Source organism: Armatimonadota bacterium, from assembly GCA_039679645.1.
In the GTDB taxonomy this organism is placed as follows: Bacteria; Armatimonadota; UBA5829; order UBA5829; family UBA5829; genus UBA5829.
On sequence record JBDKUO010000050.1, the window covers coordinates 1 to 17,693 of the forward strand.

The 17,693-nt window shown below is 49.9% G+C and carries 20 protein-coding genes and 1 rRNA gene; 11 read left to right on the forward strand and 10 right to left on the reverse strand.

Translation table 11 applies throughout. The features are described from left to right. Positions 1 to 242 precede the first annotated feature (242 nt). The 3 genes from ABFD83_10445 to galT are packed head-to-tail and all read left to right on the forward strand — an operon-like array spanning position 243 to position 2,127. Positions 243 to 989, forward strand: coding sequence for a sugar phosphate nucleotidyltransferase (locus ABFD83_10445; GenBank protein MEN6357490.1), 747 nt, complete (start codon positions 243 to 245; stop codon positions 987 to 989). Next, positions 989 to 1,126, forward strand: coding sequence for a hypothetical protein (locus ABFD83_10450; GenBank protein ID MEN6357491.1), 138 nt, complete (start codon positions 989 to 991; stop codon positions 1,124 to 1,126). The genes ABFD83_10445 and ABFD83_10450 overlap by 1 nt, the downstream gene beginning before the upstream one ends. Further along, positions 1,126 to 2,127: a galactose-1-phosphate uridylyltransferase gene (gene galT, locus ABFD83_10455; GenBank protein MEN6357492.1), complete on the forward strand. Its 1,002-nt coding sequence runs from the start codon at positions 1,126 to 1,128 to the stop codon at positions 2,125 to 2,127. Before ABFD83_10450 ends, galT begins: the two co-directional genes overlap by 1 nt. Positions 2,128 to 2,245: 118 nt before the next feature. Here galT and ABFD83_10460 read toward each other — a convergent pair whose 3' ends face one another. From ABFD83_10460 to ABFD83_10470, 3 genes are all read right to left on the reverse strand, one after another. Beyond that, positions 2,246 to 4,693: a glycoside hydrolase family 2 protein gene (locus ABFD83_10460; protein MEN6357493.1), complete on the reverse strand. Its 2,448-nt coding sequence runs from the start codon at positions 4,691 to 4,693 to the stop codon at positions 2,246 to 2,248. A gap of 224 nt (positions 4,694 to 4,917) precedes the next feature. Next, positions 4,918 to 5,082, reverse strand: a complete 165-nt coding sequence (locus tag ABFD83_10465; protein MEN6357494.1) for a hypothetical protein — start codon at positions 5,080 to 5,082, stop codon at positions 4,918 to 4,920. Positions 5,083 to 5,216: 134 nt separating this feature from the next. Next, positions 5,217 to 5,390 (reverse strand): 4Fe-4S binding protein, encoded by a 174-nt coding sequence (locus ABFD83_10470; protein ID MEN6357495.1) that lies wholly within the window; start codon positions 5,388 to 5,390, stop codon positions 5,217 to 5,219. Positions 5,391 to 5,584: 194 nt separating this feature from the next. Between ABFD83_10470 and ABFD83_10475 the strand changes: the two genes are divergently transcribed. Both ABFD83_10475 and ABFD83_10480 read left to right on the forward strand, forming a co-directional pair. Continuing rightward, complete coding sequence (locus ABFD83_10475) at positions 5,585 to 6,697, forward strand: hypothetical protein (protein MEN6357496.1); 1,113 nt, start codon at positions 5,585 to 5,587, stop codon at positions 6,695 to 6,697. Positions 6,698 to 6,793: 96 nt separating this feature from the next. Beyond that, entirely contained in the window at positions 6,794 to 7,513 is a 720-nt protein-coding gene (locus ABFD83_10480; protein ID MEN6357497.1) for a hypothetical protein, read from the forward strand. Positions 7,514 to 7,579: 66 nt separating this feature from the next. Here ABFD83_10480 and ABFD83_10485 read toward each other — a convergent pair whose 3' ends face one another. The 7 genes from ABFD83_10485 to ABFD83_10515 all read right to left on the reverse strand — a co-directional run bounded on the left by ABFD83_10485 (position 7,580) and on the right by ABFD83_10515 (position 13,262). Further along, on the reverse strand, positions 7,580 to 8,272 hold the full coding sequence (locus ABFD83_10485) for a choice-of-anchor E domain-containing protein (GenBank protein MEN6357498.1): 693 nt from the start codon (positions 8,270 to 8,272) through the stop codon (positions 7,580 to 7,582). Positions 8,273 to 8,554: 282 nt separating this feature from the next. Beyond that, on the reverse strand, positions 8,555 to 9,895 hold the full coding sequence (locus ABFD83_10490) for an FAD-dependent protein (protein MEN6357499.1): 1,341 nt from the start codon (positions 9,893 to 9,895) through the stop codon (positions 8,555 to 8,557). Continuing rightward, entirely contained in the window at positions 9,895 to 10,344 is a 450-nt protein-coding gene (locus ABFD83_10495) for an SRPBCC family protein (GenBank protein ID MEN6357500.1), read from the reverse strand. The genes ABFD83_10490 and ABFD83_10495 overlap by 1 nt, the downstream gene beginning before the upstream one ends. Positions 10,345 to 10,425: 81 nt before the next feature. Further along, complete coding sequence (locus ABFD83_10500; protein ID MEN6357501.1) at positions 10,426 to 11,598, reverse strand: Gfo/Idh/MocA family oxidoreductase; 1,173 nt, start codon at positions 11,596 to 11,598, stop codon at positions 10,426 to 10,428. 7 nt (positions 11,599 to 11,605) lie between these two features. After that, a complete protein-coding gene (gene lexA / locus ABFD83_10505) occupies positions 11,606 to 12,223 on the reverse strand; it encodes a transcriptional repressor LexA (GenBank protein ID MEN6357502.1) in 618 nt (205 codons plus the stop codon). A 16-nt stretch (positions 12,224 to 12,239) separates the two neighbouring features. Further along, positions 12,240 to 12,665, reverse strand: a complete 426-nt coding sequence (locus tag ABFD83_10510; GenBank protein MEN6357503.1) for an archease — start codon at positions 12,663 to 12,665, stop codon at positions 12,240 to 12,242. A gap of 48 nt (positions 12,666 to 12,713) precedes the next feature. After that, positions 12,714 to 13,262 (reverse strand): hypothetical protein, encoded by a 549-nt coding sequence (locus tag ABFD83_10515; protein MEN6357504.1) that lies wholly within the window; start codon positions 13,260 to 13,262, stop codon positions 12,714 to 12,716. Positions 13,263 to 13,374: 112 nt separating this feature from the next. Between ABFD83_10515 and ABFD83_10520 the strand changes: the two genes are divergently transcribed. The 6 genes from ABFD83_10520 to ABFD83_10545 form a co-directional block, all read left to right on the forward strand. Beyond that, a complete protein-coding gene (locus ABFD83_10520; GenBank protein ID MEN6357505.1) occupies positions 13,375 to 13,539 on the forward strand; it encodes a helix-turn-helix domain-containing protein in 165 nt (54 codons plus the stop codon). A gap of 67 nt (positions 13,540 to 13,606) precedes the next feature. Next, the gene (locus ABFD83_10525; protein ID MEN6357506.1) at positions 13,607 to 13,906 is read left to right on the forward strand and encodes a nucleotidyltransferase domain-containing protein; all 300 of its coding nucleotides are present in this window, start codon (positions 13,607 to 13,609) and stop codon (positions 13,904 to 13,906) included. Next, the gene (locus ABFD83_10530; GenBank protein ID MEN6357507.1) at positions 13,896 to 14,237 is read left to right on the forward strand and encodes a HepT-like ribonuclease domain-containing protein; all 342 of its coding nucleotides are present in this window, start codon (positions 13,896 to 13,898) and stop codon (positions 14,235 to 14,237) included. The genes ABFD83_10525 and ABFD83_10530 overlap by 11 nt, the downstream gene beginning before the upstream one ends. 216 nt (positions 14,238 to 14,453) lie before the next feature. After that, positions 14,454 to 15,563: a hypothetical protein gene (locus ABFD83_10535; protein ID MEN6357508.1), complete on the forward strand. Its 1,110-nt coding sequence runs from the start codon at positions 14,454 to 14,456 to the stop codon at positions 15,561 to 15,563. 134 nt (positions 15,564 to 15,697) lie between these two features. Beyond that, positions 15,698 to 17,185 (forward strand): tetratricopeptide repeat protein, encoded by a 1,488-nt coding sequence (locus ABFD83_10540; GenBank protein ID MEN6357509.1) that lies wholly within the window; start codon positions 15,698 to 15,700, stop codon positions 17,183 to 17,185. Between the two features lie 385 nt (positions 17,186 to 17,570). Beyond that, positions 17,571 to 17,693: ribosomal RNA gene (locus tag ABFD83_10545) — 16S ribosomal RNA — on the forward strand; the annotation flags it as partial.

Consider the following 17,693-nt stretch of genomic DNA (forward strand, 5'->3'; position numbering starts at 1 on the left):
TTTGCTGGAATAGCCGGATTCGGAGATCCGGCACTGGTTCTTGGGTAAGGATTCGGAGATCCTTACCCATCATACGAGTGATGTGTTTGAACATCGCCACAAAACGTTCATTCGTGCGTTCGCCCTGTTGCTTTGCTGATCTTTAGGTATCTTTCCCACTTTTCACTGCTTATCCTTCAGCAAATTTTCAAGTACCGAGTTATTGACTGCAACAGCTCATGCGCTGTACACTCTGATTAGTTATGCAAACAATAAACTTCCGTGGACTCATACTGGCGGCGGGCAGAGGATCGAGGTTTCAAAGTGAGACGGGCAAACCTTTTGCAAAGGTGCTCAGGCCACTGCTAGGCAAGCCGATGGTGAAATATGTCGTCGATACTCTCAATATGGCCAGGATCGATGATATAACGCTGATTGTCGGTTATCAGGCGGGCCAGGTGATGCGCGAGATGGGGCCATCTTTCGATTATGTTATGCAGACCGAGCAGAAAGGCTCCGGTCATGCCGTAATATGCGCAAAAGAAGCATTCTCCAATTTTGATGGCCATCTGGTTATCATGTGCGGCGACAGCCCAATGTTTAAGTCCAGCACTATCTCACGCCTGATGAGTGAGCATATCAATACAAACGACGTAATCACACTGGCCGCAGCCGAACTTACTGATCCGACAGGCTACGGCCGTATTGTGCGAGACGATTCCGGACAAATTCGCGGGATAGTGGAAGAGAAATGCGCCGCACCGGATGAACGCACAATCAAAGAAGTAAACGGCGGGGCTTACGCGTTCGACTCGAAATGGCTGTTCGCCGACATCAAAGACATGGAAATAAATGAAGCCGGCGAGTATAATTTAACTGATATGGTCCGCGTAGCCATAGAGCAGGGTCGGACCGTTTCGGCTGTGCAATGCGATCCTGTTGAGCTTGCAGGTGTTAATACGGCTGAGCAGCTTGCATCGATAGAAGAGATAATTAGAGGTAGTAAGTAATGGAAATGATAAAAAAACAGATAACGCTCCCGGACGGCAGGACGCTCATATATTTCAGCTTCCCTAAGAATGATAACAATAAGGACTCAAAGCGCAATGAATGCGAAAAGAAGTGCTGCTGCGGAGGTGACAAGTAATGAGCGAGCTTCGATGGCACCCGATCCTGCAGGAGTGGGTAATCACGGCGACTCATCGACAGGACAGGACATTCCTGCCGCCTGACGATTACTGCCCGCTGTGCCCCACCAAGCCCGGCGCATTTCCGACCGAGATACCCTCGGAAGACTATGAGATCGTCACATTCGAGAACAAGTTTCCGTCTCTGCGGCATCCGGCGCCGGAGCCGGCAGTGGAAGAGACCGGCCTATATAAAGTGCGCCCGGCGGACGGCATCTGCGAGGTAGTATGTTACACATCCAAGCACGACAGCACACTTGCCGATGCAGATGTTGAGCACATTCGCAAACTGGTAGAAGTCTGGACAGACCGCTATCAGGACCTCGGCGGCAGAGATTTTGTTAACTACGTGCTCATCTTTGAGAACAAGGGCAAAGATATCGGCGTCACGCTATATCACCCGCATGGCCAGATCTACGCGCTGCCGTTTATCCCGCCGAAGGCTCAGAAAGAACTGGATTCGGCCTTAAGCCACAAGACTCGTACAGGCAACTGCCTCTTCTGCGACATTCTGGCCGAGGAGTATAAAGACGGTCGGCGCATAATAGCTGAAAACGATTCATTTGCGGCTGTGATCCCGTTCTTTGCACGCTACCCATACGAGGTCTACATATTCTCGAAAAAGCATCACCAGAGCATGCTCACGTTCGATGAGAAGGAGCGCGATGACCTGGCGAATATACTCAAAATAGTGCTGCTTAAATATGACAACCTCTGGGGAATATCGCTGCCGTATATGATGATAATGCACCAGGCTCCGACCGACGGACGTGATTACGACCACTATCATTTCCATATCGAGTTCCACCCGCCGAACAGGACCAAGACCAAGCTCAAATACATTGCGGGATGTGAAACGGGGGCAGGATCGTACATCAACGATACACTTGCCGAAGAGAAGGCAGCAGAGCTGAGGGCAGCCGAGCCAAGCACTGTTGAAAATACGTTCTTAGTGTTATGAGTTGTGGGTTGTAGGTTGTGGCTAAGTGATTAAAGTAAGTCAAGGTAAATGCCTAGTTCTCCCTCTCCCTCTTGGCGGGAGAGGGCCTGGGTGAGGGTGATAAGGTCAAGTTCACGGATCAGTAGGAATCTCTGAGAGAATACGCTTTCACCTTTGCCAACACATCTTCATCAACATCCGACTCCACACGCACTTTTACGCTTCGTCCGGCAGGCAGATCGAAGAAGTTATCCGAGAATGTTACATCCTGCCTGGGCACGGACAAACACACAAACCGCGCGGCTTTATCGGAGCACACTTCCAGATATGGACCCTCTTCGTCGGAGCCAGCCTCTACATCTATCTTCGCCGCAGGCAGATCGAGGTGCTTGGACGGCATAAACGCTGTCATGCCAATACCGGCGGGTTTGCCGTTGACCAGCAGTTCGCAGATAAGCGCGCACTGCCGAATGTTTGCCCCTTCAAGCTCCTCGGTAAAATCCAGCCGCGTCAGCCGCTTGCTGCATGTCGGCTCGATGCGGGTCTTGATCTTGCTCTTGCGAAGTACTGTGCCGTCAAAGTTTTCCAGTGACCACCGAACTTCGATCCTGGCCGGTTTTGTAGTGTCGTTTGTTATATGCAACTCGGCTTTCGCGCCATCTTCGCTAACAGAAAGCAGGATCGGCGCGTAAAACCTCTTCGCGAAGTATTGCAGGGCCTTCCATCTGCCGAAATAATCGATGCTCGACCAACTGCACACCGGCCAGCAGTCATTAAGCTGCCAGTAGAGCGTGCCCATACACCTGCCGTGATTGCGCCTCCAGTGCTCAACGCCGTAACGCATCGCCTCAGCCTGCAGGAGCTGGCTTACATAGCACATCATCTCGAAGTTCTTTGGCATCCTAAATGTCTGCGCCAGATAGTGCAATATCAACCCGTTACCTGCCGGATTCTTCTGATGGCACTCCATTATCCGGCTGGTTATGTTCAGATCTTCGCAGCGGGCAAACGACTTGCACGTCTCATAAGCGGGCAGAGATTCGAAACCGAACTCGCTCATGAACCTGTAATACTGGCTGCGATAAGAAGTGAACGGCAGACGACCGTGCCAGACATCCCAGTAGTGGCCGTCACCGTTGTTCTGGTCATTCGGCTCCTCAAACGGCTTGCCCGAATATGGTGAACTCGGCCAGTAATCCCGATCAGGGTCGAGCTTACTCATAATCGAGGGCAGCAGCTCATGGAAAATCTTCTTATACTGCTCCCTGCGCAACTGGTTGCGCTCACCGTCCCAGCCGTTCGACAGGAACCATTCGATCTCATTATTGCCGCACCAGAGCGCGACGCAAGTCCTGTCTCGCAGCCTGCAGACGTTATGCTCAATCTCTGAACGGACGTTGTCCAGATATGCCTGGTCTACTGGATACATAGAGCAGGAAAACATAAAATCGTGCCAGATTAGGATGCCATGCTCGTCGCAAAGGTCGTAAAATGTCTCATCCTCGTAGATACCCCCACCCCAGACACGCAGCATATTCATATGCGCAGCAGCAGCGCTGGATATCAACCATCGGTATCGCTGATCTGAGATTCGTGAAGGGAACTGATCAGCCGGAATCCAATTTGCGCCCTTGGCAAAGACTTTAACTCCGTTGACAATGAACGTGAAGCTACGCCCTTGGCTGTCTTTCTTTTGCTCAAGCTCGATTGTGCGAAGTCCGATCCGGCGGCTGGCGGTCTGCAGCTCTTTCCCGTCACAAACTAACACTGCATCGACCGAATAAAGCGGCTGATCACCGTAACCGTTTGGCCACCAGAGCACTGGCTTGAGGATATTTATCGCGCACTTGGCCTTATCGCCAGTTGACTTTACTACATGTTCTTCGACTTTGCCATCGGGATGAGTAAGCCGGAAGATGATAGTGCACGAGGTTTTTCGATATTTCTCAAGACCTGCTTCGAGATTAAGGACAACCGGCCCACCGTGCTTGTGCTTCTGCCTGACCCTGAGTTCGCTGATTCGCGCCGTATTGCAACCAGCCAGACGTATGGAACGCCAAATGCCGCTTGTAGGCAGTTTCGGACCCCAGTCCCAGCCCCACTGCGAGGGTGATTTTCGAGCATAGCATGAGCCTGATATCGAATCAGCCGGGCATAACAGAGGGTCCTTCGCCATAAAAGGCTTGACTCGATTTACCGGGGAATAAAATGTAATTCTTATATCGTTGGTGCCAGCACGAAGCTTGCCTGTAATATCGAACCTGCGCGCAATGTACATGTTATCAGTCTCGGCGATTAACTTGCCATTGAGCATGATTCGTGCGAACGTGTCCAGCCCATCGCATTCAAGGAAAATCTTCTTAGATTCGAGGAGGTTGTCGTTAGCATCAAAAGAGCGTGAATATTCCCAATCGCTCTCATGGACCCACGCGACTTTATACTCATTGTCCGCACAGAATGGGTCTTCGATCTTTTTCGCGCGCATCAGATCGGTGTGAACACACCCCGGCACCCGCGCCTTAAAGACCTCATCTCCCCCTGCCTGCCTCAGTTCCCATGCGCCATCGAGCGACTGAACAATCATCATTCAACTCCCTCCTACAATGATTATAGCAGGGGTTAATGAGACTTGGAAGAGGTTCTTTATTCTCCCTGAGCAAGACGCTGGGCAGCCTGAATCTGGGCTGATGAGCCTATTAAACTACGCCTTTATCTCAAAATCCTATACTATCGCTGATATCAGAGGAGCACAACTATCTCATCAAAAACGCCTGAGATTTGGGGCAGTGGCGTAAGAAATACTAATGAGGACTAACTGTTTCTGTCCTCTTCGAATTGCAGGTTGAGCTTTTGCAGCAGTGAAAGAATGCTTCTAACATCCTGACGCAAGCCGACAATTTCTTGCTGAAGTTGATTGACTTTCAGTGAAAGCGCCTCGATCTTCTTGCCGGTGGAAAGCTGCTCGTATGCGGACATTATCACGATCCTTTCTCTGGCTGTGCAGGAAAATCTGATATTGCAATACTCTATGAGGATTAAGGTACAAGAGCAGGTAATGGTTGTGCTGCGGAAACCGTCACAATGCTGTTGGGTTTCCGCAGCGGAAAGGTTTAGTCGAGCGAGATAGCCTCATTCGGGCACGCATCCACGCATGCGCCGCATTCAATGCATGCATCCTCATCGATAACAGCTACGTTATTCTCGATCTTAATCGCCTCAACCGGGCAGGCCTCAACACAGGGGCCGCAGCCGGCACATTTCTCTTTGTTTACTTTGGCTGCCATAGGAATACACATCCTCCAGATATGATGAAATTCAGCGTCGCACATCAGCAATTGCGACACTTAATTATACTTATACTTACAGTAGTCAGGTTCCTTGATTACCTGGCAGCACATTTTGTAATTTTTCATCTGGCACAGAGTTGATACGCATGCTATAATCAGTTGGGCATGTTTGTGAAAGGAACGGAGCAAAATTGAGTCATAAGAACAGACATAATCGCAAATTGGTGAAAGAGCCCAGGCTTGAGGGCGTCGCTCCTCCGCAGTTGCTGCGCGACGACTTTGCCGCTCTGGACGCCAAGACTATACTGCGCTGCACGTATGACGTAGAGCAGCTTGTACTCTTGCAATCGATCCAGGGACATGCTCATATGGGTCACGGACTTTTCTATGGAAAGACATTTCCCAACACATCTATGGACGACATAGTACGCGCACTCAGACTCGACCCGGGTATGGCCAAAGAAGAAAGGCAGGATCTCATAGACGAGGTCAGCGAGTTCGTAGACCGGGCAATAGCCGGAGAGCAGATTCGTCATGCATGTAACACGGAAGGTGAGCCGCTGCTGCGATGCGGCGCTCTTCGCGGCATTGAAATTGATCCGCATGGCGTATTGCAGGGCCTGTATCTCGGAGGACTCAGGGACGAAGCCGAAATAAGAAACCTTGCCAATAAACGCTATGGCGTTCAGATCGGATATGGGAAGTGCTTCCTGGTTGATCAGGTCGTTATGAAGCTTCTGGGGCTCAACGGTTTCGATCTGGCAAAGCAGGCGCATGAAGACGAAATTGATGAATTTGAGCGAGCGGGACTATTCGCGGTCAATGGCGATCCTCATATAGACTATATGTATATCCGTTACAAAGTAGGCCCGGGCGCTTCAGATGATGCGGCAGTCGTTATGGCCGGAAAGATGTTCGGACTATCCGCGGCCATAGGCTGCTTCCTGGCGGATGCGGTGGACACTCTTGAAAAATACGTGCCTGAATACTCAGATCAGGACTCGGAGATAGCCGATTACATTGAGCGCAATTACAACAAGCTCGCTCTGACGAAGGATGATGCGGTCGATCTGGCGTACTTGTGTGCCATACCGCACGAAAAACAGGGCGAACTTCCTGACAGCTCACTGAGACATATGCTTCAAATCGACCGCAAGCACGACCAGTGTGCACTGGAGAGTCACCTTGCGTTCGTTTCGGGCAAACCGAGGTCACCGATGGAACTCGACCATGGAGAATGCAGTAACGAAGAGTTTTACCAGTATATTGAACAGCGCCTGAGTTCTTTCCAGGCAAAACACTAGGAGGGGAAAATGCGAAAATATCTAGTTTTGTTATGCATTTTGGCAGTAGCGGTACTGGTTGGATGTGGCGGTGGAGGTGGAGGAAGCTCTACAACAATGATACCATACAAGGTAAGTCTGGAGAATGTGCCTACAGGCGTCACGGCTCACGCCACTGCAAAAGCTCTTAACAGCTTTTCGCCTTCACTTGTAGGAAATGACTTTGTAGCGGCTGCGACTTGTACCCCTGCAGGAACAACATTCACTCAGGCGGTCAAACTGGTATTTACGATGGATAACGCCATCACGCTAAACGACGACGAAATGCTGGTCCTTGGCCACTTGAACTCATCGGGCCAGGTCGTATTGCTGGAAGATAATCCGGTTACTCTGTCGGCGGATGGAAAAACAGCTTCTGTGCAGCTTACCGAGTTTGATGGCACATATAATGATTATATACTCTTGATTGTCCCGTCCACAAAAATTGATCTGACCGTGCCTACCGGTGCCGCCCCATCGGGGGTGACTCCCACTGTTGAGAGTAAGACACTGGAAGATACACCCGACACACCGGGAAATTATCCATTGTACGTAGCGTCAGTAGAGTGTCTCCCGGCAGGAACCACATTCAGCCAACCGGTCACTCTGACGTTTCATCTCTCGACCGCCATGCCGGACGGCAGATCCCTGGTTCTGTATGAGCCTAACGGATCTGGAGGCTGGGCAGGAACAGATGTAGAGGTAAGCCTTTCCGATGGCCGGAAAACAGCCACTGTAAATGTGGATCATTTTACCAGCAACGGCTTTTATATGCTGTGGTTGGATCAGGCTCCATAAAGAAAAAAAGCACCCGGGTTTTCTTATAACCGGGTGCCTTTTTATATTTACTTTTTTGGTCTAGACTTACTTGATCCTGCGCCTGAGCCCAGTGCCCAAGATACCGGTTAGGCCAACGAGAAGTGCAACAATTGACCCCGGCTCCGGCGTTTCTTCATAATAGTACTTTAAGTCTGCCTCTCCAGTAAAAGCAATGGAGTTCCAATAGTCCATATCATTGTCGCCCATAACACTCGATATAGTGCTGCGCACAATAGAAAGGTCGAAAGTGGTATTGATGCCGTCGCTGATATATGGAGTCAGATCATCTATCCCGGCGGTGTATGTTAACGATTTGCTGTCGGTCGTTGCCGGCATAACCTCTGTAAACCCAGAGCCGGTGCTTCCATTAGTCGTCACGGTCGGGAGATAGTCCACGGTGCCATCATAATAGTCGCAGTGATATGTTTTGGTAAAAGTCGGTTTGACGGCAACGAGTTCGGTAGAGCCCTGTTTAAGGGTAAGCGACCTTGACAAATAGACGGTGATGTCTTGAGTACACTCGGCCTTGTTTTCTACGCGCACCATGCCGTTGATACTGCCTGTCAGGGTTAGAACTACGCTTGTCAGAGCATGTGTTCCACTGTATTTGTCAAATGTGACAGTACTCACTCCACTCGTAATGTTCTTCCACTGCGTGACGACGCCTGCACTGGCGGATACTGCAAGAAATACCGTCAACAATAAACAAACAAATAGTGCTGAAACCAATCTTTTCAATTCTTGTCCCTCCCAGCATAAGTCCCTGATACATCCCGCGCAATGATTTGCCTCTAATGAGCCCAATCCTAATTTCACGCATGGCCGGTAACGTTAGGGATGGAGATTATAGATACTTATGATCTTTGTACCAGTAGGCAACTGTGCAATTATCGTGCCAACTGCCATAAAAAGCCTGCTTGAAATAAATTCTTTTTTCTTTAGAGAAGTTGAAGCTAAAAAAAAGACCTGCGACTGAATATCGCAGGTCCGTTGAAAGTAGTTTATGGTCAGAAATATGTCTTAGCTGCCCAGACGGTGTCGGACCTCCTGTGCGGCAATGACTCCCGAGGCTGATGACTGCGCCAGACCTCGTGTCACTCCCGCTCCGTCGCCAATGGCAAAGAGGTTTGTTATGGCTGTTTCGAGTTTATCCGAGAGCTCGACCTTTGATGAGTAAAACTTCACTTCCACGCCGTAAAGCAGTGTATGCGGACTTGCAACACCCGGAGCCAGGCGGTCCATAGCATGAAGCATCTCAAGTATACCGGAAACATGCCTATAGGGCAGCACAAAGCTCAGATCGCCGGGAACGGCGTCGGGAAGAGTCGGCATGGTAAGGCATCGTTCGAGGCGCGAAGCCGTGCTCCTGCGGCCTGATTCGAGATCACCCAGCCGCTGCACTATCACTCCGCCCGAGAGCAGGTTCGCCAGGCTGGCTATATACTTGCCGTATGTGATCGGCTCATGGAACGGTTCGGTGAATGAATTGGAGACAAGCAGGGCAAAGTTGGTGTTTGTCGTCTTCTTGCGGGCGTAGCTGTGACCGTTGACGCTGGTGACACCGTTATGCTTCTCGATCACGACCTCGCCGTTGGGACACACACAAAACGAACGGACCTTGTCATCGAATGACTTGGAGTAGTAGACCAGCTTAGGCTCATAGACGATATCCGTAATATCCTGCATCACAGCCGCGGGAATCTCGACCCTGACGCCCACGTCCACAGGGTTGGTCATTGTCTTGAGGTGGAGACGATTGGCTTCATTTGCGAGCCAGTCCGCCCCCGACCTGCCGGGTGCAACTATGACATAATCTGCTTTTATAACCTCGCCTGAAGCGGTCTTTACGCCCGCAATCTTGCTGCCGGATACGACAAGTTCATCGATAGCGGTCTCCATTTTGACATCGACCCGCTCGCGCAGGGCATCGCGCATACGGGTAAGAATCGCCGGGCACATCTCCGTGCCAAGGTGCCTGACCTCTGAATGGATAAGTTGCATTCCGGCAAGCTGAGCGCTGTGTTCGATGTTTGAAACCTGATCTTCATCAGTCCCATATACTTTTTCGGAGCCGCCGTAGTTGACCCACATCTGATCGACATACTTGAGCAGCCTGCGGACCTCGCGCTCGGACATTAGGTTATTGAGCTGGCCGCCTACATCCGGCGAGAGGGTAAGCTTGCCGTCGGAGAATGCGCCTGCCCCACCCCATCCGCTCAGCAACTCGGCCTTACGAACGCGCTGATCTATATCGGCACCTTTATCAACTATACATACGCTCAAATCCTTCACCTTTGACAGATGAAGAGCCGCGAATATCCCAGCCGGACCGGCCCCGACAATCAGCACGTCATACTTCATTATTTACGCTCAACCTCCCGCTTTATAGCCGCAAGCATATTATCTACGTTTTCTTTCATCTTCTTGGCGATCAAACCTTTGATAAGAGCGCCTACCAGCGGCACATCGTATTCGACCTCGATCTCCGAATCGAAACGGGTGCTCGAACCGAGATCGGTAAATGTCCATATACCCGAGTATTTGCTGTAGTCGCCCTTTACCAGTGAGAACTTGCAAGTTTTAGCCTGGTCGTCCCATATATCTTCTTCGGTCCATTTGATCGTTGTCTTGAATTCTTTTACAATACCGGTCCAATCGGTTATGGTGCGGTTTCCGTCGTCGCTCTTTTCGACCACCCTGACGCTCTTGACATCCGGCATGAACTCCGGGAATGCTTCAACATTCTTTGCGAACGCATAGACGTCATCGATTGCGCCGTTTATTTCTATTGAACTCTGTACTTTTGGCAATTTATATCTCCTTAAAAAGCTGAGAGATGAAAGTAGAGAGCTAAGAGCCCGAAACTGTCATCGCTCAGCTCAACAAATTAATCATCTATCAGGATATTTGATCTCCTGGAAGGTGTTTGTCTTGTCCGATTCCTTTGCCTTCAGGCACATCAAAACACTCAGTAAACCAGCTTCAATCGGCGCTATCGACTCTGCGCCCTCGGTGATCACTCTCTTAAAGTTGTCCACAAGCACCGTATCGCCGCCGCCATGCGAGAGGTTCCCGCCTTCAACCCTATAGGTCTCAACTACGGGAGAATGATGCATATATACTTTCACTTCATCAGTCGTCCAGTCATACTCAAGAGTGCCCTTATATCCAAAAAGTCTCACACCGCGTTTGCCGCCACCCTTTCGTGTGAAGAAGTTCTGAGAGTAGCTGACATGCATACCCGTCTCATAACGGATCATTGCACCACCGGAATCTTCATTGCCGGTATCTAGCGCAAAGCTGCACATATTATCATTAGGCTCAACACGCTTTGCAACTTGAGTGGAAAAGTGCATATGATACGGGCTTTCAAGACAGGTGTCCCACTCCTTGCAGTCGTTGCATTTCAGACCTGCCGGACGGTCGCCCTTGAAGACCTGCTTGCTGGTCATAGCGGCTATCATGACGGGTTTGATATCACCAAGCAGATAATTGATATTGTCAAAGTCATGCGTGGCTTTTTGGAGCCAGAGACCGTGGGTCTCGTTCTCATCACGATACCAGCCGTGATAGTAGCACCCGCCGTAGAAAACGTTGTTCCACGCCTGCACATGCTCAATCGTACCCAATTTGCCCGAATCGACGATCTCTTTTGCCATGCGCGTCAGAGGAGTCACCCTTAGCGGGAACGACACAACCACTTTGCTGGTGCTCTTCTCCGCTGCATCACGCAGCGCGATGAGGTCCTCCATAGTGGTCGCAATCGGCTTTTCGAGATAGAGAGGAAGATTGCGCTTGAGCGCCTTGATTCCCATCTTTGCATGAAGATGGCAGCGAGTACCGACCAGAACGCCGTCGAGCTTCTCTTTGTCGAGCATCTCGTCGGGATCAGTGTAGAAAGCCACTTTGTCGGGGTCTTTCTCATCTTCCCGCATCTTTGCCTTGATCTCGTCATTTCTGACGTCAGTGATTGCCGTAACTTCGGGTCCCTCACCGAGCCGCTGCATAAAATTAATTACATTGTTGATTCTTCTTCCGTAACCGAGTACACCGAGACGTATCATTTTCTTTCTAATCCATCCTTCTTATAAGCCCTACAACTTTGCCGACAACATCTACGCTGTCGAAATACATCGGCTCCATGGATGAGTTCGCCGGTTGGAGCCGAACCCGGCCATTCTCTTTGAAGATATGTTTTACGGTGGCCTCGTCCTCGACCATCGCAACAACCGTATCGCCATTTTCGGCGGCGTCCTGTTTTCGGACGATTACATAATCGCCGTCCATAATGCCGTCCTCGATCATGCTTTCGCCCTTGACCCGGAGCATAAAGCCATCGCCGCCCCCCAGAAACTCGCCCGGCACAGGAAGAGTATCCTCCACATTCTCATAGGCAAGTATCGGACGGCCTGCCGCGACATTACCGACAAGTGGCAGGTTCGCGACGTTTTTACGCTTTGCCGACTTTATGCCGTCCGTCACAACGCGAATTGCCCTGGTGAGCACCGCATCGCGCCGGATCAGGCCCGCATTCTCAAGACCCTTCAGGTGAGCATGGACGGTCGAGCTGGAACTGAGGCCGACCGCCTCTCCGATCTCACGCACCGTGGGCGGATAACCCTGCTCCTCGGTATGCCTGACGATATAATCCAAAATTTGTCTCTGCCTGTGGGTAAGCTCTTTATCCATATATACCTCCCAATGGCTAAACGTCAAAAATAGCCTGCGCGCGCCATGAGCTGTCACTCTGGTCGACCAGCATCTTGTGATATGTAACGGCCTTTATGCTCGGACCCAGCCACTCGATGTCATCGGCGATCTTGCGATAGGAGACCATGCATACCAGCCTGCCTGCCGACATATCGATTATCTCGAAGTCCAAAGGCAGCAGTCCGTCACCGTCAAAGAGCACAATGAGTGACGACAGAAATCGCTCCAAGAGCGCAACATCATCATCACCCGCTGAGACGACTTCGATGATATCGGTCGGCACGTATTTGTCCAAATCGGCCACTATCGAGAACATGCCGAATGCGGCGCTCTCAAACGCTTCCGCCTTGCTGCCGCCGTATCCGATCACTCCGATATCCGCCGTGTGCTCGATCAATTCGAACTTATGTTCGCGCTTCATTTTAGTGTTTATACGCCGAGTGCAGCGAAACCTCCTTCGTCGAAATAATTAATCATCAGTCTCGCATGCAATACGGCTGCTGAATATCTTGTTCATACGAATCCCCACGATGCGTTCATTTATTTCTTTGCTCACAAAAACGCGGCCAAAATCCTCAGCGCCCATTATAATCGACTTGTAAAGCTCGGACGCGCGGATAGTCATTATCTGATACCATCTTGAACCCGGACGGAGTTGCATTCCCTCAAAAATTGAGTAACCTCCCCAGGCAAAAAGCATCTCTCTGGGCTTCAGGCCTTTGGTATCGGTCTGTTGAGCGATGTGACCACTGAGCAATGCGCACCTGACAGTCCAAAGCTCTCTCGGGCTGATACCCATCCTCTCGGGATGCAGATAGTTCTTTACCCAGGCTATGAAATCATGCTCGAACAAGACTTCGCAATCGTCCGGCAGACCCAGATAGGCCATACTCTCCACAGTCGCGCATATAAGCGACAGCGCCGTGCCGGTATGCTCGTGGCTCAGCGCAATCCTTATCGCAGTAATAAGACCCGTCGGGCCGAAATACCTGTTGTAGAACCTCTCTTTTGCGTTCAACACAGCCCCCTGTTTTGCGCATCCTGCTCAAAACTTGATGTCATGATATCCTGTTATCTGCTGCGCGTCTATAGCCCTTGACTATCACATTCGCCCGGCATAAAATCTGGATGTGAACAAGCAAGTGCCGGCATCCCACCTTAGGATGACTGGCGAGACACTCTCACGCTTGCTGGCTCGTTATGAAGAAGATGGTCTGATTGAGATCCAAGGCCGCAAACTCAAGATCATCTCAATTGGGGATATGGAGGATGTGGCCGGACTAATAGACATTTAATTCAGTTTGCATAACTACCACTTAGCGGATAGAATGTAGCTAGACGACATTAAATTGGAGAAGTGCAGTGAGTCTACCCATAGATGTTGACAAAAAGCGACTGGTTGATTTTTGTCGCAAAAACAATATAAGCAAACTTGCGTTCTTCGGCTCTGTGCTTCGCGAAAATTTCAGGCCCGACAGTGATGTGGATGTGCTTGTAGAATTCCTACCTGATCATGAACCGGGACTTATCAGGATGTCGGCCATGGAACGAGAACTCTCGGAATTACTGGGCCGAAAAGCTGACCTTAGGACACCTGAAGATCTGAGCAGGTATTTCCGAGAGGAAGTCATAACCGGATCAGAGGTTCAGTATGCAGCATAAAGAAGATTTGGTTCGTCTTCAACATATGCTGGATGCATCTCTTGAAGCAGTCGGCTTTGCCGAGGGCAAAAACCGGTCGGATTTAGACACGGATAGGCAACTCGTGCTATCGCTTGTTCGATCAATTGAAGTTGTAGGCGAAGCAGCAAGCAAGGTATCCGCTGAGTGCCGGGTCCAATATCCTCAAATTGACTGGGCGGATATGGTGGGAATGCGCAATCGACTCATCCATGCATACTTCGATATCAATTTGACCATAGTCTGGCGCACAGTAACTGAGGAGTTACCTGTACTGATCAGCATATTACAGTCCTTACTTTCGGCTGAGTAAAAAGGATCATACCCTGCCACGTCAAAGAATAGCAGTATGGACGAACAACCTGAACCGCACGCAAAAGGCTGCCCCATCGGCTGCCTTATATATTGTGTTGGCATACCGCTTCTTATAACAGGAGCCCTCTTTGCAATTTTAGTTATAAACAACCGCCCGCCGCATGTTAAAGTACCGCCTCAGAAGCTACCAAATCCAAATGGGTGGAGTTACTTTGTGAATGCCGGAAAAATGCTTCCCAGCTCGAATCAGATCGAAATGGGGCCGCTTTCTTCTGTTAGGCCGCTGAATTCCTGGACAATGGCTGAATACAAGCAGTATATGCGGGCAAATGCTCCGGCTCTGGCTGTATTTAGGCAAGGATTGTCAAAACCTTTCATGTCTCCGAGGCCGAAGTCATACGATGATTTGCATTTTGAACAATACGCCAGGTTCAGAGAGATTGCGCGCCGACTTTCAAGTGAAGCGCACTACTATGAAAAGATCGGCAAGTATGGCTTGGCAGCGAGTTCGGCTCTGGATGCGGTCGACTTGGGCGTTACTATCCCCAAAGGCGGTCCGATGATAGACGCGCTTGTCGGCGCGGCTGTTGAGTCTATCGGCGCAAAGAGATTGGAAGAGATCCTTCCAAAACTGGCACCCTATGATATGACACGCGTGGCAGCCAGGCTGGATGCAATCGATCGCAAGCGCACTTCGTTTGCCGATATAATGACCGAGGAAGCATATAACACTGCCGTGATAACAGCAAATTTATATGGCAAAGCTGATTTCAGAAGGCAAGTGATGGACCCTAGAAACTGGATTGGTCTTGATTCTCTAAGAAAGCCTCATCAGCTTTGGACTGATCTAGATAATGCATTCTGCAATAAACAGAATATGATTTATGAAACTAAGCAATATTATGAGTCTGTTGCAAGAGAGCAGAAGAGCCCATATACGGGAGAATCTCACGTACCGGTGCCTTCAAATCCAATGACAGAAGGCTATTCTATATACGGTTCCAACATAACAATTGACATCCGGGCTGCATACACCCGAGCCGAAACCATATCGATTTTTCTCCGGACTGAGGTTGCGCTGCGCAGGTATCGGTTTGACAACGGATCATATCCCGCAAAGCTGTCTGATGTTGCGCCAAAGTATCTCAAAAAAGTCCCGATTGATCCGTTCGGCAAGGGTAAGCCTCTGAAATACAAACTCATAAAGAACGGCAAAGGTTTTCTGCTCTACAGCCTTGGGCCTGATATGAAAGACAATCGAGGAATGGCAGCACAGTGGAGTGGGCAAAGCACGGTTGGAGATTTAGTGGCAGGTAAGTGGTAGTTGTTTGAACTGAAGTCAAGATTTATCCGATTGACCGTTTTTTCGGTAAAGACGGTAGTCCTTTCACCGTCCCTGGTAAGTAGCCCCGATTCGTTATATACTAATCGGGTATACAGACATCATGGAGGACTGGAATGAGACATCGCACTATCACACTAGCCGCCTTAATACTGGGTCTGCTGACACTGGCTTTAAGCGTCCAGGCAGTAGAACTCAAGCAGATCAAAGAGGGTAGTATCACAGTTTCATACCCTACAGGTATGGACGTCCAAGCCCGGCGCATACTCTCCAAAGTCAAGGAATCCATCCAGCCCTCCCTCGATATTCAGGAGCAGACGGTCAAGCTTTTGGCCGACCCGGGCGTTATTGCGGGAGATATTGCCGGCCTGCTGGGATGCGAGGATAAAAAAGATGAAGCCTTAAGTCGACTTAAGGCGTATAAGACAAAATCCCAAGCACTGGTTGCATGTTTTTCAAACATTAGACTTATAAAAAAGTCCGAGGCAGTTGCCATGGGGGGTGTCGACGCAGGCGTGATGCAGATACGCTATGACGACAAGACCGATGAATTCAATATGGTCCTGTCCCTGGACAACATCGATCCTGAGAAGATCAAACTGAGCTATTTTCCTGTCTTTGTGAATGCCGACGGCACAATCAGGGCGGAAAACAAGCTCACCGACATGGCCATGGACTTCATGGGTTCAAGCAAAGCCATGCTGATTGCTCCAGTTCACGATACCGTTGGGTACGTGATGGCCGAGGAACTGGACCTGTACCAACCGTTCGCGCGCTGGTTTAATGAAGGAGTCAGCGGATGGGTAGCCCGCCATGTGGTCGTGAAAACAGATTCCAGACTCGCCGGTCTTGCAAACGACCTCTTGGATATAAGCCCAGGGTCAAAACAACTCAGAGATAAAATCGATTTGCTCTCCTGGCCTCAGCGTGCATTTCAAAACTTAAAATCGCCAAGTTTCAATCCCGAACTTGAAGTCGCACAGACACAATATTCCATCCGGATCCTCTCCGACCTTCTCGACAAGAACGGCACGCAAATACTGCCCGCTATCATGAAAGAGGTTAACTTCAATCCCAATGCCGATACCGACACCGTCTGCTCGGCAATCAAAAAAGTGACAGGCAAGGACTTCAAAAGCATTTTGCTTGGCTATGTTCCGGCAGACATTCGTGACGGGATCAAGTCTAACGATGCTCCCAAACTGACTAAACGCGCCGAGGAACTTGTTGGCGAGAAAAAACTGGTTGATGCCGCCGACCGGCTGCGTAAGGCTCTGGAGATGGACCCGCAGGATATCAATGCGCGCCTGAACCTTGCCTGGATCGAGCGCGAGACCGGCGACAGCTTCGATTCGGAATTCCAGACGTTTATAACCGCTCGCCTGCTGACAAAGGGCAATTATTCGTTTCACCTTTATGGCGACAGCATAGAAGGCAACTATGTATTGGCGCGTCTTTCTATCCTTATGGGCAATATCGAGTATGCCAAGAAGCTCCTGCAGCCTGTGCTGTTGGCTAATCCGAACCATGCCGATGCAAAGCGCGCTATGGAACAAATCGATAAGCTCAACAGCGCTATGCATGGTGGGACGAGTAACCCGTAAGCCTGTTACGAAATAAATCTGCAAGATTTTTGAAACTAAATGCAAAATAACCGTTGACATCCTCGGTTTGAAGATGGTATCATTTCACTTGCCGGTTGGATATGACCTACCGGCCCCTAAGTTGTCTGAAAATAAGTTTTGTGAACTCACAAAAACTTGTTGACAGGGTCAATTGAGTGCGGTATAATATATTGCCTGGGGGGAACATTCCCCGGGCTTTTGACTGAGTTCTTTGAAAATTAAATAGTGCAAGCGTGAATAAGGTTATGAGTTTCAGCTTGCGAAAGCAAGTGTTGATTAGATATAAACAACAGATAGGCTCTTTATGAGAGTAAGTTATCGACGTTGTGGCGCTCAGGCGTTATGACGTTGTGACGAATAATTTCTTATGGAGAGTTTGATCCTGGCTCAGGACGAACGCTAGCGACGTGCCTAAGAAATGCAAGTCGAGCGAGGTTAGTGACTTCGGTTACGAAGCCTAGCGGCGAACGGTCGCGTAACACGTAAG

Excerpts from the sequence above, each read along its gene's own strand:
- ABFD83_10445 (MEN6357490.1), top strand. The coding sequence starts at position 243 with ATGCAAACAATAAACTTCCGTGGACTCATACTGGCGGCGGGCAGAGGA.
- ABFD83_10450 (MEN6357491.1), top strand. The coding sequence starts at position 989 with ATGGAAATGATAAAAAAACAGATAACGCTCCCGGACGGCAGGACGCTC.
- galT (MEN6357492.1), top strand. The coding sequence starts at position 1,126 with ATGAGCGAGCTTCGATGGCACCCGATCCTGCAGGAGTGGGTAATCACG.
- ABFD83_10460 (MEN6357493.1), bottom strand. The coding sequence starts at position 4,693 with ATGATGATTGTTCAGTCGCTCGATGGCGCATGGGAACTGAGGCAGGCA.
- ABFD83_10465 (MEN6357494.1), bottom strand. The coding sequence starts at position 5,082 with ATGTCCGCATACGAGCAGCTTTCCACCGGCAAGAAGATCGAGGCGCTT.
- ABFD83_10470 (MEN6357495.1), bottom strand. The coding sequence starts at position 5,390 with ATGGCAGCCAAAGTAAACAAAGAGAAATGTGCCGGCTGCGGCCCCTGT.
- ABFD83_10480 (MEN6357497.1), top strand. The coding sequence starts at position 6,794 with ATGATACCATACAAGGTAAGTCTGGAGAATGTGCCTACAGGCGTCACG.
- ABFD83_10490 (MEN6357499.1), bottom strand. The coding sequence starts at position 9,895 with ATGAAGTATGACGTGCTGATTGTCGGGGCCGGTCCGGCTGGGATATTC.
- ABFD83_10500 (MEN6357501.1), bottom strand. The coding sequence starts at position 11,598 with ATGATACGTCTCGGTGTACTCGGTTACGGAAGAAGAATCAACAATGTA.
- lexA (MEN6357502.1), bottom strand. The coding sequence starts at position 12,223 with ATGGATAAAGAGCTTACCCACAGGCAGAGACAAATTTTGGATTATATC.
- ABFD83_10510 (MEN6357503.1), bottom strand. The coding sequence starts at position 12,665 with ATGAAGCGCGAACATAAGTTCGAATTGATCGAGCACACGGCGGATATC.
- ABFD83_10530 (MEN6357507.1), top strand. The coding sequence starts at position 13,896 with ATGCAGCATAAAGAAGATTTGGTTCGTCTTCAACATATGCTGGATGCA.
- ABFD83_10540 (MEN6357509.1), top strand. The coding sequence starts at position 15,698 with ATGAGACATCGCACTATCACACTAGCCGCCTTAATACTGGGTCTGCTG.